General features: G+C 65.2%; 15 protein-coding genes. 5 read left to right on the top strand and 10 right to left on the bottom strand.

Features of this window, described 5'->3' with window-relative positions; genetic code table 11:
* Positions 1–27: 27 nt before the first annotated feature.
* Genes ACT7DK_RS06615 through ACT7DK_RS06605 form a run of 3 tightly spaced genes read right to left on the bottom strand, consistent with a single transcriptional unit; the run spans position 28 to position 2704 of the window.
* The gene (locus ACT7DK_RS06615; RefSeq protein ID WP_445397526.1) at positions 28–1365 is read right to left on the bottom strand and encodes a sodium-dependent transporter; all 1338 of its coding nucleotides are present in this window, start codon (positions 1363–1365) and stop codon (positions 28–30) included.
* Positions 1366–1400: 35 nt separating this feature from the next.
* Complete coding sequence (locus tag ACT7DK_RS06610) at positions 1401–2471, bottom strand: AI-2E family transporter (protein ID WP_445397524.1); 1071 nt, start codon at positions 2469–2471, stop codon at positions 1401–1403.
* A gap of 11 nt (positions 2472–2482) precedes the next feature.
* Positions 2483–2704 (bottom strand): sulfurtransferase TusA family protein, encoded by a 222-nt coding sequence (locus ACT7DK_RS06605; RefSeq protein ID WP_445397522.1) that lies wholly within the window; start codon positions 2702–2704, stop codon positions 2483–2485.
* Between the two features lie 121 nt (positions 2705–2825).
* On the opposite strand from ACT7DK_RS06605, the gene ACT7DK_RS06600 reads away from it, so the two are divergent.
* Entirely contained in the window at positions 2826–4268 is a 1443-nt protein-coding gene (locus ACT7DK_RS06600; RefSeq protein ID WP_445397520.1) for a M48 family metalloprotease, read from the top strand.
* Between the two features lie 7 nt (positions 4269–4275).
* On the opposite strand, the gene ACT7DK_RS06595 is transcribed toward ACT7DK_RS06600, so the two are convergent.
* Positions 4276–4722, bottom strand: coding sequence for a TlpA family protein disulfide reductase (locus tag ACT7DK_RS06595; protein WP_445397518.1), 447 nt, complete (start codon positions 4720–4722; stop codon positions 4276–4278).
* 61 nt (positions 4723–4783) lie between these two features.
* Between ACT7DK_RS06595 and arsC the strand changes: the two genes are divergently transcribed.
* A complete protein-coding gene (arsC, locus tag ACT7DK_RS06590) occupies positions 4784–5131 on the top strand; it encodes an arsenate reductase (glutaredoxin) (protein WP_445397516.1) in 348 nt (115 codons plus the stop codon).
* Positions 5131–5508, top strand: coding sequence for a DUF2069 domain-containing protein (locus tag ACT7DK_RS06585; protein ID WP_445397514.1), 378 nt, complete (start codon positions 5131–5133; stop codon positions 5506–5508). The genes arsC and ACT7DK_RS06585 overlap by 1 nt, the downstream gene beginning before the upstream one ends.
* A gap of 285 nt (positions 5509–5793) precedes the next feature.
* Here ACT7DK_RS06585 and hda read toward each other — a convergent pair whose 3' ends face one another.
* The 4 genes from hda to upp all read right to left on the bottom strand — a co-directional run bounded on the left by hda (position 5794) and on the right by upp (position 9511).
* Positions 5794–6516 (bottom strand): DnaA inactivator Hda, encoded by a 723-nt coding sequence (hda, locus tag ACT7DK_RS06580; protein ID WP_445397512.1) that lies wholly within the window; start codon positions 6514–6516, stop codon positions 5794–5796.
* A complete protein-coding gene (locus ACT7DK_RS06575; RefSeq protein WP_445397510.1) occupies positions 6513–7499 on the bottom strand; it encodes a DUF2066 domain-containing protein in 987 nt (328 codons plus the stop codon). Before ACT7DK_RS06575 ends, hda begins: the two co-directional genes overlap by 4 nt.
* Positions 7500–7563: 64 nt before the next feature.
* On the bottom strand, positions 7564–8832 hold the full coding sequence (locus ACT7DK_RS06570; protein WP_445397508.1) for a uracil-xanthine permease family protein: 1269 nt from the start codon (positions 8830–8832) through the stop codon (positions 7564–7566).
* Between the two features lie 52 nt (positions 8833–8884).
* Positions 8885–9511 carry a uracil phosphoribosyltransferase gene (gene upp / locus ACT7DK_RS06565; protein ID WP_445397506.1) on the bottom strand — a complete coding sequence of 209 codons (627 nt, stop codon included), beginning with the start codon at positions 9509–9511 and terminating at the stop codon, positions 8885–8887.
* A 234-nt stretch (positions 9512–9745) separates the two neighbouring features.
* On the opposite strand from upp, the gene purM reads away from it, so the two are divergent.
* A complete protein-coding gene (gene purM / locus ACT7DK_RS06560; protein ID WP_445397504.1) occupies positions 9746–10783 on the top strand; it encodes a phosphoribosylformylglycinamidine cyclo-ligase in 1038 nt (345 codons plus the stop codon).
* Positions 10780–11418, top strand: coding sequence for a phosphoribosylglycinamide formyltransferase (gene purN, locus ACT7DK_RS06555; RefSeq protein WP_445397502.1), 639 nt, complete (start codon positions 10780–10782; stop codon positions 11416–11418). The genes purM and purN overlap by 4 nt, the downstream gene beginning before the upstream one ends.
* A gap of 109 nt (positions 11419–11527) precedes the next feature.
* On the opposite strand, the gene ACT7DK_RS06550 is transcribed toward purN, so the two are convergent.
* The gene (locus tag ACT7DK_RS06550; protein WP_445397500.1) at positions 11528–12322 is read right to left on the bottom strand and encodes a hypothetical protein; all 795 of its coding nucleotides are present in this window, start codon (positions 12320–12322) and stop codon (positions 11528–11530) included.
* Positions 12319–14727, bottom strand: coding sequence for a Lon protease family protein (locus ACT7DK_RS06545; RefSeq protein WP_445397498.1), 2409 nt, complete (start codon positions 14725–14727; stop codon positions 12319–12321). The genes ACT7DK_RS06550 and ACT7DK_RS06545 overlap by 4 nt, the downstream gene beginning before the upstream one ends.
* Positions 14728–14789 lie beyond the last annotated feature (62 nt).

The following is a 14789-nucleotide window of genomic DNA, read 5'->3' as shown; positions in this document are numbered from 1 at the left end:
GACCCCGCCTTTTTGGTACCGTCCCGGTTACCAGCTGGCACCGATCACCAGCACCACCAGCAGCGGGCACACCAGCCGCACATACCAGGGCCAGACGCGCCAGAACAGGCTGGAAGCGAGCGCGGGCGTGCCCTGCACCAGCTCCTCGAACAGTTTGGCCCGGCCCCACATCCAGCCGCCCAGCAGGCAGAATCCCAGGCCCACCAGCGGCTGGATATTCTGGGTGGACAGGCGGATGACGAAGCCGAACAAAGCGCCGAAATTCAGGCAGATGACCAGGCTGAACAGCGCCAGGCCGCCACCCAGCAACCAGGTCATCAGCGGGCGCGAGGCCCCGAACCGCTCGGTGGTGTAGGACACCGGCACTTCCAGCATGGAGATGGACGAGGTCAGGGCGGCGATGCCCATCAGCACGAAGAACACCAGCGCCATCACCAGCCCCACCGGGCCCATGGTATCGAACAGGGCCGGCAGCACGGTGAACACCAGGGTGTCTGAGCTCAGCAGGCTGCCGTCTTCCGCGAAGATGGTCACCCCGTTGTTCATGGCCACGAACATCGCCGGCAGTATCACCAGGCCGGCGAGAAAGGCCACGCCGGTGTCGATCAGCGTCACCTGGAAGGCGGTGCCGGGAATGCTCTCCTGCTTGCTCAGGTAGGAGCCGTACATCAGCATGGAGCAGCCGCCGATGGTCAGCGAAAAGAAGGCCTGGCCCATGGCACTGATCAGCAGCCCCGGCTCCAGCACCTTGCCGAAGTCCGGCACCAGGTAGTGCCGCAGTCCCTCCATGGCCCCGTTCTGGGTCAGGATATAGGCGAACAGCACCAGGAAGAGCACGAACAGCGCCGGCATCAGCCGGGCCGACCAGCGCTCGATCCCCTTGCGCACCCCGGCCTGTACCACCAGTATGGTGAGCAGGTAGAACACCAGGGTCCAGACGATGTTGCGTGCCAGGCCGAAGGCCTGCAGCCAGTCGGTGGCCGCGTCCCAGCCCAGCATGCGGGTCACCGCCGCCGCCAGAAAGGCCAGCAGCCAGCCGGCAACGATGGCATAGAACGACAGCACCAGGCTCGGCACCAGCATGCCCGCGTAACCCACCAGGGAAGCCATGGTCTTCTGCACGTCGCCCCGTCCCAGCTTGCGCACCGCGTCCACCGGGTTGGCCTGACCGTAGCGACCGATGGCCACCTCCATCACCAGCATGGGGAAGGCCAGCACCATCACCAGCACCAGGTAGGCGATGAGGAAGGCGCCACCGCCGTTGCTCGCCGCCTGGGTGGGGAAGCCCCAGATATTGCCCAGTCCCACCGCCGCTCCGGCGGCGGCCATGATAAACCCGAAGCGCGAGCCGAAATGTTCTCTCACTTTAGCTGTTCCTTACTGTTTTCAATGAAATAGGGTTATTGATGGCTGGTGGACGCATCCTCATGGCGCGGCCAGGCATTGATCACCGCCTTCACCAGGGTGGCCAGGGGGATGGCGAAGAACACCCCCCAGAAGCCCCAGAGGCCGCCGAACACCAGCACGGCGACGATGATGGCGATGGGGTGCAGGTTGACCGCCTCGGAGAACAGGATGGGCACCAGTACGTTGCCGTCCAGCGCCTGGATGATGGCGTAGGCGATCATCAGGTAAAGGAAGTCTGGGCTCAGCCCCCACTGGAACAGCCCCACCATGGCCACCGGCACCGTCGCCGCCGCCGCACCGATATAGGGGATCAGCACCGAAAACCCGACCAGCACCGCCAGCAACAACGCATAATTGAGCCCCAGCAGCATGAAGGTAACGTAGCTGACGCCGCCGACGATCAGGATTTCGATGACCTTGCCGCGCACATAGTTGGCGATCTGGCCGTTCATCTCCAGCCAGACCCGGGACACCAGCTCCCGGTTGCGGGGCAGGAAATGGCTCATCCCCTCCAGCAGATGCCGTTTGTCCTTGAGCATGAAGAACACCAGCACCGACACCAGGATCAGATAGACCAGCAGCACGGCGGCATTGGTCAGGGAACTGATAGAGGCGCTCAAGATGGCATCGGCCGAGCCCAGCAGCCGGCCGCGGAGATCGTCCAGCACGCTCTGCACCAGGGACACGTCGACCAGTTCGGGGTACTGCTCCGGCAGGGTCAACAGCGCCTCCTGGGTGCGATTGATCATGGTGGGCACTTCCCGCGCCAGATTGGCGGTCTGCAACAGGAAGGACGGTACTATGCTCACCAGGGACAGCACCACCGCCACCGCGAACAGCATCAGCACCAGGCCGGCCGCCAGCCCTCGTCCCAGGCCCAGCCGCTCCAGCCGGCTGACCGGCCATTCCAGCAGGTAGGCGATGACCACGGCCGCGAAAAAGGGCGCCAGAATGTGGCCCATGAAATACACCACCACGAAACCGAACAGCAGCAGCAGGAACAGGGCAACCGCACCCGGATCAGAAAACCGCTGTCGGTACCAGTGCTTAATTACATCCAGCATGCAAAATTTCCTTAAGGCGCCTTGGTAATAACGAGTTCGAGCCGTTCGGCGTCGTCGGCCACCACCTCAACCCGATGACCGGCGCGCGCAACAAAGGCGGGAATATCCCGGCGGGAGCCCGGATCCGCGAGCCACAGCCGCAACCGCTGCCCGGCCGCCGCCGCCCTCAGCCAGAGTTTGACCCGGAGCAGCGGCAAGGGACAGCGCAATGCGCGTGCATCCAGCGTATCCATTGGCCTCCCCCGAACAAAAAGAAAAGGCATTATCCCTTTGTTGCGGCTACCAAACAATGCTTGTTCCGCCCTATTGCGGGGAGTATTCTGCGGTTAATGCAGCAGCAATAAGGTTATTAACATGGGTTTTCGCGCCGCCAGGCTGGTTTTGGCTTTTTCTTTGTGTACCGCAGCGCCCTGGCTCGCCGCCAACAATCTGCCCGATATCGGTACCGCCGGGGTCAGCGCCATGTCGGTGGAGCGGGAGGCCCGCTTCGGCCAGGCCTTTATCCGCTTCGCCCGGGCCAACCAGCCGGTGATCGACGACCCCGTGCTCAATGAATACCTCACCGATCTCGGGCTCAGGCTGCTCTCCCAGGCCGATTCGGTGCGTTTCCCCTTCAGTTTCCTGCTGATCAGGGACGACAGTATCAACGCCAGCGCCTTTCTCGGCGGTGCGGTGCAAATCCATTCGGGGCTGTTCCTCAATGCCGCCAATGAAAGCGAACTGGCCTCCGTGATGGCCCACGAAATCACCCACGTCACCCAGCGGCATATCGCCCGTTACCTGGAGTCCCAGTCGCGCAGCACCCCCCTGACCATCGCCGGTCTGGTGGGCTCGGTGGCGCTGGCGGTGGTCAATCCCCAGGCGGGCATGGCCGCCCTGCAGACCACCATGGGCCTCAAGATGCAGTCGGCTATCAACTATACCCGGGACAACGAGTTCGAAGCCGACCGCATCGGCCTGCGCCTGCTGCACAATGCCGGCTTCGATCCCAACGCCATGGCCACCTTCTTCCAGAAACTGGCCGAGAAATACCAGTTCGCCAGTACCCCGCCCCAGATGCTGCTGACCCACCCCCTGCCGGCCAGCCGGATCGCCGAGGCCCGCAGCCGGGCGGCGGAGTACCCGGCCAAGTCCTATCCGCCCAGCCTGGACTTCCAGTTGGCCAAGGCCAGGATCATGGTCCGCTTCCAGCAAGGCAACACCAGCGAGCTGCACCGTTTCTTCGAGCGGGAAGTCGGCCGGGCAGGCGACTGGCAACCCGATGCCGCCCGTTATGGCCAGGCCCTCAGCCTGCTGCAGAGCCACGAGTACGACAAGGCCAGGGGCCTGCTCGACGAACTGAGCCAACGCCATGGCAGCAATGTCTTCGTGCTGGACGCGCTGACCGACCTGGACAATGCCGAGAAGCGGCACGATGCGGCCATCGCCCGCCTGCGCCAGGCCCGCCAACGACTGCCCGACAACACCGTGGTAATGATCAACCTGGCCGACAGCCTGCTGCAGGCCGGACGCAACCAGGAAGCCGCCGAGCTGCTCGACGACTACCTGCGCCGGCATCCGGAAAATCCCCTGGCCTGGGAGCTGATCGCCCAGGCCTACCGGCCGCTCAGCGATGAGTCGGCCTTCCGTCAGGCCCAGGCCGAAGTGGCGGCGCTGAAGGGCCGCTACGAAATAGCCGTGGATCAGATGGAGATCGCCGCCAACCTGGCCTCAGATCCCATGCAGCGGGCCCGGCTCGGTGCCCGCCTGGAGCAACTGCGCCAGCAGCAGAAAGACTGGGAAGCCCTGCGCAACTGACAAGGGGCTACTGTCCCCAGTACAGTCCCTGCCAGCGGGCGATGTCCTCGGCATGAAGCTCACCCTGGTGCCGCTCTGCCAGCCGACCCTTGGGATCGATCACAAAGGTGGTAGGCAGCACCTGCGGGGGATCGAAGGGCCAGGCCCCTTCCAGGCTGGCGACCACCGGCATCATCATCTCATAGCGCGCCTTCAGGCTGTGCAGCGCCTCGGCCGGCAGGGCGTCGAAGCTCACCGCCAGCACCATCGGGCCGGCCGTGGCACTCAACTCGTTGAGCAGGGGCATCTCCCGCAGGCAGGGGGCGCACCATTCGGCAAAGTAGTTCACCACCAGCCACTGGCCCCGGAAGTCCTCCAACTCCTGACGCTGGCCATCCGCCAGGGTCAGGGTGGCCGCCTCCCGGCACCCGGCCACCAACAGCACCGCCAAAAACAGGGCCTGATGTTTACCCATATGCTGTACCCTCCACGGCAGCTTTTATACAATGCCCGCAGCTTTGCCACAGGAGTCTAGAATGAGCCTACGTATCTACCATAATCCGCGCTGCTCTAAAAGCCGCGAAACCCTGGGCCTGCTGGAACAGCGAGGCCTCCAGCCGGAGATTATCAAATATCTGGAAACCCCGCCTGACGCGGATCAACTGCAAACCCTGTTGAGTCAGTTGGGCATGAGCTCGGCCCGGGAGCTGATGCGTACCAAGGAAGAGGAATACAAGAGCCTGGGCCTGGCCGAGGTCACCGACGAAGCGGCGCTGATCGCCGCCATGGTGGCCCACCCCAAACTGATAGAGCGTCCCATCGTGGTCCATAACGGCAAGGCGGCCCTCGGCCGTCCGCCCGAGCAGATCCTGGACATCCTGTGATGGGCACCCAACTGGCACGCCGCCTGGCCCTGGCCGGCTATTTCGGGCTCATCCTCTGGGTTGCCCTCTGGCACGGCCTGCTCTCGCCCCACCCGGAGCTGGGTGCCGGCTTTATGCTGATGCTGTGGCTGCCCTGGCTGTTCATCCCCATGATGGGCATGATCCGGGGCAACCCCTATACCCATGCCTGGGCCATTTTCCTGATCATGCCCTACTTCCTCCATGCCCTGACGCTGCTGTGGGTGGACGAGGGCGAGCGCTGGCTGGCCCTGGTCGAACTGCTGCTGGCCGGCACCATGTTCGTGGGCAATATCTACTACGCCAAGTTCCGCGGCCGCGAGCTGGGCCTGAGCATCCGCAAGAAAAAAAAGGAATAGGATCTGAAAGCGAGCGTGCGTTGACAGCGCCTACCCTTTGTTTTCGCCAGAGATTTCTCTTTATCACTGTTGCTTAATCATCGCCATCTCCACCAACACCGGGATCCCCGCGAAGGCGGGGATCCCGGGCAAAGTCCACCGAACGGGCAACGGCACTGGATTTGCGGAGCTGATGGACTCCCGCCTTCGCGGGAGTGACGAAAGAGGACGCGGGAGTGACGACGGAGATATACCAAGGTTTGTCAGCAGTCTGAAAAGGCGGGGGCATTACTCCAGCCCCGCCCCTTACAGCCCCAGTATTTCCTTGGCGAAGGGGATGCTCAGCTTGCGCTTGGCCCGGAAGGAGGCGTTGTCCAGCAGATCCAGGGCCGCCAGCAGGGTGCGCATGTCGCGGGACAGGCGATTGAGCAGGAAACGTCCCACGTCGGTCGGCAACTTGAAGCCGCGCAGCTCGGCCCTGAGCTGCAGGCCACTGAGCTTGCCCTCGTCATCCAGGGGTTTGAGCTGGTAGGCCACGCCCCAGTCGAGGCGTGAGGCCAGATCCGGCAGCCCCAGCCCCAGGTTGCGCGAGGCGCTGACGGCGCTGATCAGCAGCGAGCCGGCCGCCCGCTCTCGCCGCCGGTTGAAGAAATTGAACACGGCCCGCTCCCATTCCTCCACCCCGGCGATGGCATCCAGGTTGTCCAGGCACACCAGCGGCAGCAATTCCATGCCGTCGAGCATCCGCGACGACATCTGCCGGTGACAGTCGAGGGGCAGGTAGGCGGCCGCCTCGCCGGAGGCGTTCACCTCGGCGCAGGCGGCGTGCAGCAGGTGCGTGCGGCCGCTGCCCCGCTGACCCCAGAAGTAGAGCACCTCGTCCCCCTGACCGATGGCGGCGTTCTTGAGGGCGGTGATCAGCTGGGCATTGTCGCCGGGATAGAAGCTGGCGAAGGTCTCGTCGTCCGGCAGTTGCACCGCCAGCGCCAGCTGGGCCGGTACTGCCTCTGCTTCGCCGTCGTTACTCACCCGCCGTCCCCCGACCAGTCGAACCGTCGCTCGCCGGTGACCACCAGCCCCGGCACGGCGGCTAGTGCCTGCAGCACCGCCGCCCGGGAGCCGGACACCCGCAGGCGATAGCGCACCTGATGGCCGGCGCTGTCCATCACATAGGCCTGCTCTACACCGTCCAGGCGGCGCAGGCGCTGCTCCAGACGGATGATCTCGGCAAACTGGCGCAGCCCCGACACCACTATGGTCAGTTCACCCGGCCCGTCCTGCTGCACCGTCAGGGGCTCCACCGGATCCGGATTCTCGGGCCTGGCCGGCTCATCATCGCCGCCATCGTTGCCCTGCTCGACCCAGTAACGGTTCAGGGCCGAGGCCAGGGCCCGCATGCCGCCGGACTCCAGCCGCCCCTGCAACAGGGCGCCGTCCTGGCCGGCGGCATACAACTGCCAGCGGCCGTCCCCGCCGTCACGCGACAGTGCCAGCCAGTAGTCGGCGCCGTAGCGTTGGCTGGCCTGGCGCAGTTGGGCATCGTCGAACAGTTGCGATTTGTCGATGGCCATGTGCTCTTCCAGATCCCACAGCGGCCACAGCAGCGGCAGCTGGTAGGCCGAACTCGCCTGGCGCCAGTCCGCATCCGCCTCACTGCGGGCCCGCCCGTCGTCCAGTTGCCACACCAACAGGGCAGGCCTGGGGGCGAGAGAGAACGGCAAGCCGGCACTGCGGATCAGCGCCAGCAGCTCCTCGCCGTCGAAACGGGCGTTATAGCCGCGGCCCTGGGGTTCGTCCTGCAGGTAGCGCTCCGGCTCCGCCAGGGCCTCCTCCCGGATCCAGGAATCCCGGGCCCGATCGCCGGTGAGCCGATCCAGCACCAGCGCCAGGGCCTGCTCGCGGGCCTCATCCCGGCTGTAGGGCGCCGGATCCAGGTTCACCTCCAACAGCGGCTGGGCCAACGCCTGTGCGGAAAACAGCACCATGGTCGCCAGTAACAGGTTTTTCAGCATCAATTGACCATCGTTAACGGAGAATGGGACTCATGATAACCACTGAGCCTGGCCCTTGCCAGGGTCAGTGGCTGCGCGACCGGGGCAACACCAGGTTCAGCAGTATACCGACGATACCGCACAGGCTGATGCCCTGCAGGCTGAAACCGCCGATGCCGAAGGCCATGCCGCCGATGCCGAACACCAGGATCACCGCCACTATGCACAGGTTGCGCGCCTGGGACAAATCCACCTGATGCTTGATCAGGCTGTTGAGGCCGACGGTGGCGATGGAGCCGAACAGCAGTATCATGATGCCGCCCATCACCGGTGCCGGAATGGTCAGCATCAGGGCGCCGAACTTGCCGACAAAGGCCAGCAAAATGGCGAAACCCGCCGCCCAGGTCATGATCACCGGGTTGAAGTTTTTGGTCAGCATCACCGCCCCGGTCACCTCCGAATAGGTGGTGTTGGGCGGGCCGCCGAACAGGGAGGCGGCGCCGGTGGCCAGACCGTCGCCCAGCAGGGTGCGATGCAGCCCGGGCTTTTTCATGTAGTCCTTGCCGGTCACCGAACTGATGGCCAGGATATCGCCGATGTGCTCGATGGCCGGTGCTATGGCCACCGGGATCATGAACAGCACCGCCTGCCAGTGCCACTCGGGCGCGACAAAAGCGGGCAGCGAGAACCAGGCCGCCTCCCGTACCGGAGTGAAATCCACCACCCCGAACCACAGCGCCAGGCCATAGCCCACGGCGATGCCGGCGGTAATGGGCACCAGCCGGAAAATGCCCCTGGCCATGGTGGAGACCAGCAGGGTGGTCAGCAGCGCGGACAACGACAGCCACAGCGCCACACTCTGCGGCAGCAGCTCGGCGGCGCCGTCACCGGTCTTGCCGATGGCCATGTTCACCGCCATCGGCGCCAGCCCCAGGCCGATCACCATGATCACCGGCCCCACCACCACCGGCGGCAGCAGCCGGGTCAACAGGGCGGTACCGCGCCAGCGCACCAGCTGGCTGAGCAACACATAGACGACGCCCGCCGCCATCAGGCCGCTCATGGTGGCGGGAATGCCCCAGGTCTGCACGCCATAGAGGATGGGGGCGATAAAGGCGAAGGAAGAGGCCAGGAAGATCGGCACCTGGCGTTGGGTGCACAGCTGGAAGATCAGGGTGCCGATGCCGGCAGTAAAGAGCGCCACATTCGGATCCAGTCCGGTGATCAGCGGCATCAACACCAGGGCGCCGAAGGCCACGAACAACATCTGGGAGCCGGCCAGCGCCTGGCGCAGGGGGGTATCGACCGCCGCCTGGGCGGCGGCCAGGGCGTCGGTTTGCTCTGCTGAATTCATCTGTCTCAACCTTGAATAAACGGAAAAAAAACCGGCCTCAGCCGGTTTTGCCTTACTTGGTACCAAATATCTTGTCGCCCGCATCACCCAGGCCGGGGATGATATAGCCGTGCTCGTTGAGCCGCTCGTCGATGGAGGCGCAGTACAGCTCGACATCCGGATGGGCTTGCTCCAGCGCCCTGATGCCCTCGGGCGCGGCCACCAGCACGATGACCTTTATCTGGTTGCAGCCTTTTTCCTTCAGCAGGTCGATGGTGGCCACCATGGAGCCGCCGGTGGCCAGCATGGGGTCCACCACCAGCGCCAGCCGCTCTTCGATATGGCTGACCAGCTTGTTGAAGTAGTGCACCGGCTGCAGGGTTTCTTCATCGCGGTAGACCCCCACCACGCTGACCCGGGCGCCGGGCATGTGTTCCAGCACGCCATCCAGCATGCCGAGGCCGGCACGCAGTATGGGCACCACCGTCACCTTCTTGCCCTTGAGCTGGTCGACTTCGACCGGGCCGTTCCAGCCGTTGATGGTGGTCTTTTCGGTTTCGAAATCGGCGGTGGCCTCGTAGGTCAGCAGGCTGCCCACTTCTTTTGCCAGTTCACGAAAGCGTTTGGTGCTGATGTCGGCTTCCCGCATCAGGCCCAGCTTGTGTTTCACCAAAGGGTGCTTAACCTCAACGACTTTCATCAACCGATTCTCCCGACGTATAAAAACCGCGGAATGCTAGCATAAAATAGTGTTCGGCGGCAGAGATGCAGGGCAAATTTTAGCAAAGGGTGGCATCCCGCACCACAAGGCTGCTCACGGCTGTGGCACTGGCCTGCCCATTAAATTAGAATAGCGCCCGAACACATCAGTACCAGCCGGAACAGGCGCCAATCGCCCCGCCGGCCTTTGAATCCAAAAACAAGGTGATCCCCCGTGACGCAGAACAAACCCCTGAGCTACAAAGACGCCGGCGTAGACATCGATGCCGGTAACGCCCTGGTTGAACGCATCAAAGGCGTTAGCCGTCGTACTCAACGCCCGGAAGTCATGGGCGGCCTCGGGGGCTTTGGCGCCCTGTGCCAGTTGCCGACCGGTTACAAGGAGCCGGTGCTGGTGGCCGGTACCGACGGCGTGGGTACCAAGCTGCGCCTGGCCATCGACCTCAAGCGCCACCAGGGTGTGGGCATCGATCTGGTGGCCATGTGCGTCAACGATCTGATCGTGCAGGGCGCCGAGCCGCTGTTCTTCCTCGACTACTACGCCACCGGCAAGCTGGACGTGGACACCGCCGCCGACGTGGTGACCGGCATCGGCGCCGGCTGTGAACTGAGCGGTTGCGCGCTGATCGGCGGCGAAACCGCGGAAATGCCCGGCATGTACGAAGCCGGTGATTACGACCTGGCAGGTTTTTGTGTGGGCGTAGTGGAAAAAAGCGGGATTATCGACGGCTCCAAGGTGGCCGCCGGTGACGCCCTGATCGCCCTGGGCTCCAGCGGCCCCCACTCCAACGGCTACTCCCTGATCCGCAAGATCCTGGAAGTGAGTCAGGCCGACCTGCAACAGCCGATGGGCGAAGGCACCCTGGCCGATGCCCTGATGGCCCCCACCCGCATCTATGTCAAACCGGTGCTGGAGCTCATCAAGCAGTTCGACATCCACGCCCTGAGCCACATCACCGGCGGCGGCTTCTGGGAAAACATTCCCCGGGTACTGCCCGCCGACGCCAAGGCGGTGATCGACGGTGCCAGCTGGCAGTGGCCGGCAGTATTCAGCTGGCTGCAGCAGGCCGGCAACGTGGAAACCTTTGAAATGTACCGCACCTTCAACTGCGGCGTGGGCATGATCATCGCCCTGCCCGCCGAGCAGGCCGAGGCCGCGGTCAAGTTCATGCAGGATGCCGGTGAAAATGCCTGGCTGATCGGCCGCATCGACGCCGCCGCCGAGGGTGAAGAGCAGGTCGAGATCCAATGAAACGCATCGTCGTACTGATCTCCGGCAGCGGCAGCAACCTGCAGGCGCTGCTGGATCAGGCCGAGGCCGCCCAGCTGGGCGGCGACATCGTCGCCGTGATCAGCAACAAGGCCGAGGCCTACGGCCTGGAGCGTGCCCGCATCGCGGGCGTGCCCACCGCCGTGCTGTCCCACCAGGGCTATGCGGACCGGGAAGGCTACGATGCCGCCCTGATGCAGCTTATCGACGGCTTCCGGCCGGATCTGGTGGTGCTGGCCGGCTTTATGCGCATCCTCACCCCGGCCTTCGTACGCCACTACCAGGGCCGCATGCTCAACATCCACCCCTCCCTGCTGCCCAAGTATCAGGGGCTGCATACCCACCGCCGCGCCATCGAGGCCGGCGACGTGGAGCACGGTTGCAGCGTGCACTTCGTCACCGAGGAGCTGGACGGCGGCCCCGTGATCCTGCAGGCACGGGTCCCCATCTTCGAGGGCGACGACGAAGCCGCCGTGGCCGCCCGGGTGCTGGTGCAGGAACACGCCATCTATCCTCTGGTGACGCGCTGGTTCTGCGATGGCCGGCTCGCGATGCGGGACGGCCTGGCGGTGCTTGACGGCAAGGCCCTGCCCGCCCAGGGCTACGCCGAAGACTGAGGCCCGCCCCTGGTCGACTAAAGTCGACCCTTGCTCCGCCGGGCTGCCGGGTCCTTGGTAGGTCCACTTCGGTGGACCTTTACCGGCACCCGGTCGACTGACATCGACCCTAGGGCTCCGCCCCCTCCCCGTTCTCCCATTCGGACGCAACCAGCAGGGCGGCGTTGATGCCCTTCATCCGGGCTCCCGTCAGCAGCGGACTGTCCTGGTGCAGCACCAGCAGCGAGGCCCGGTCGCTGGCGGCGGCCATCACCCCCAACAGGCTCCAGCCGGTGATCGGCAGCATGGTCCCCCCCAGTCCCCGTGACTCCAGCAGCGCGCCCAGCTCGTCGGCCCGGGCCGCCGGCACCGTTATCCACAGTGGCAGTTGCTCCTGGTGGGCCAGTTGCCTGGCCCGCGCCAGCACGGGCACATCCCGCGCCGCCTCTTCGAATACCGCCAGCACCAGTTCCACGGGCCTGAACCGGTTGCTCAGCAGCAGCAGCGGATAGCCCGGCGGGCTGCTCCAGGGCGGCAACTCGGCGGATGAATCGAGCACCAGCACCTGCACTTCATCGTGTGAGGCCGGTGGCCGGGCCAACAGCTGTTCGCGCCGTCCGTGTTGCACTTCCAGGCTCCACTCCAGTGCCTCGCGGCGGGCGAGTTGCCGCAGCCGCTGGCGGATATGTTCGCGCCGGCGACGCAGCTGCAACCGTACCCGCTCCGGGTCCAACGCCCGCACCCGGCCGGTGGTCAGGCTCACCTCCCGGGTGCAGGGCAGCTCGGCACAGCGCAGCAGGCTTTCATCCTCGATAAAGACCGCGCGCAGCCGGGCCCCGTGCCGGGCGGCGAACTCGGCCACCTGCTCCAACATCTCCAGTTCGGCCTGGCTGAGATCCAGATACCATACGATATGCCTGATCATGCTTCCTCGTCCGGGCCCTTGGCCCCCTCCTCATGCTCCGCCACCTTCTGGCGGCGCTGCAGCTCGGCCAGCTTCGCCAGCCGCTCCCGGACCCTGGCGTTGACCGAGCCCTCGGGGTAATTGCCCCGCTCGTCCGCCTCCCCCGCCGGCAGGCCGGCGAGCAGGGCGAGCGCCTCGTCCAGGTGCGCCACCGCGTACACCCGGAAGGCCCCCTCGGCCACCGCCCGGCGCACCTCCCGGTTCAGCATCAGGTTGTCTTCGTTGGCCTTGGGGATGATGACCCCCTGCCCCGGTGCGAAGCCCCGCGCCCGGCAGATGTCGAAAAAGCCTTCAATCTTCTCGTTGACCCCACCGATGGGCTGCACCTGGCCGTACTGGTTGATGGAGCCGGTCACCGCCAGCGCCTGACGCAGCGGCACCCGGCCGATGGCCGAGATCAGGGCGCAGCACTCCGCCACCGAGGCGCTGTCGCCCTCGATCATGCCGTAGGATTGCTCGAAGGCCAGGCTGGCGGACACCGCCATGGGTCCCTCCGGCGCGTAGCGGCTGCCGAGAAAGCGCGACAGGATCAGCGTGGCCTTGGCGTGGATGGCACCGCTGAGCTTGACCTCCCGCTCGATGTCGAGCACCGAGCCGGTGCCAAGCCGGGCGGTGGCGCTGATCCGTGCCGGCTGGCCGAAGCGGTAGTTGCCCAGATCCAGCACCGTCAGGCCATTGACCTGGCCCACCACGGCGCCGTCGGTGTCGATGAACTTGCTGCCGCGCAGCACCGATTCTTCCATCTGCCGGTGGATGCGCGAAGCCCGGCGCCGGGCGGCGTCCAGCGCCTGCTCTATGGCCGAGGCCGAGATGCTCTGCTCACCGCCGTGCTCGGCCCAGTAGTTGGCCTCGTGCAACAGGTCGGTCAGTTCCTGGGTATGGGCCGACAGCCGCTGCTGATCGTCGGCCAGCCGGCCGGCGTACTCCACCATCCTGGCCACCCCGCCCCGGGTGAGGGGCCGCAAGTCCTGCTGGCGGGCCAGCCAGCCGATGAAGCGGGCATAGCGCTGCAGGTTTTCGGGACTGACCTCCACCTCGTCGTTATAGTCCGCCTGCACCTTGAACAGCTTACCGAAGTCGGGATCGTAGGCTGCCAGCAGGTAATAGAGCTGGCGCTCGCCGATCAACACCACCTTCAGTTCCATGGGCACCGGCTCCGGCTCCAGGGAGATGGTGCTGGCCAGGCTGTAGAATTGCTCGAGCGATTCGATGCGGATCTCCCGGGCGAACAGGGCCCGCTTCAGCGCTTCCCAGGCCATGGGCTGCATCACCAGCTTGCGCGCGTCCAGGATCAGGTAGCCGCCGTTGGCTCGGTGCAGGGCGCCGCTACGGATCAGGGTGAAGTCGGTGACCAGGGCGCCCTGCTGCACGTGGTGCTCGACCCGGCCGAGCAGGCGGGACAGGTTGGGCAGGTCTTCATAGATCACGGGGGCGCCGCTGGTGTCGGCGTTGTCCACCAGCAGGTTGAGCTGGTAACGGGCCAGCAGCTGGGCCGGCAACGCCCCTTCGCGCATGTGGCCGAGCAGCAGATTGACGTTGCCGCTCAGATCCTGCTGTATCGCCTCCAGCTGGCGGAGCACGGGATCGCAGCCACCGTATTCCCGGCGCAGTTCGTCGATCAGGTTGCCGCCGGCGAACATCACCATCTCTTCGTTCAGCCACTGGATATGCAACTGGGTTTCCCGCCGCCACTGGGGGAACTGCTGCAGCACCTCCTGCAGCCTGGCCTCGACCCGGGCGATGGCCTGCTCCATGGCCGTGCGTTCCTGCTCCGGCAACTGGTGGAAAGCACGGGCGTCCAGCACCTCGTCCCCCTTGCGCGGCGCCAGGGTAAAGCCGGTGGGCGTGCTGAGCAGGGCCACCTGCTCGGCCTTGGCCAGCGCCCTGATCTCGGCCATGGCCGCCGCCTGCCGCTCGGCCAGCTGCTGATTCAGCTCCTCCAGCCGCAGACGGTATTCCTCGGTTTCGAACGCTGCCGGAATGGCGCTGAGCAGTTCTTCGATAAGCTTTTCCAGGCTGGCCTTGAAGCGGCGTCCCACCCCGGCGGGCAGGGTCAGCAGCGCCGGCCGCACCGGCTCTTCGAAACAGTAGACGTAGCAGATGTCCGGCGGCACCGGCTCGAGTGAGGCCCGGCCGCTCAGAAAACGCTGGATCAGGGAATGACGGGCGCAGGTTTCCGGCGCCATCATGAAGATGTTGAAGCCCACGCTGCGGATACCGGTGCCGAAGGACAGGGCTTCCAACAGCCGTTCCTGGCCCACCAAGGCGCCGGAATCGGTGAGTTCGTCGGTGGTGGCAAAGCTGAAGATGGCCTCGTCGCAGGCACGATAAAGCCGCTCGGGAGCTAGGGGAGAAAGGAATTCCATGGCCGGCCTCGCTGAACAGTGCTGTTCAAAGCGTAGCCAAAATTGCCGGGCCCGCCGCGATG

It is taken from the genome of Zobellella sp. An-6, assembly GCF_052487945.1.
This window is presented reverse-complemented; position numbering and strand designations above follow the sequence as displayed.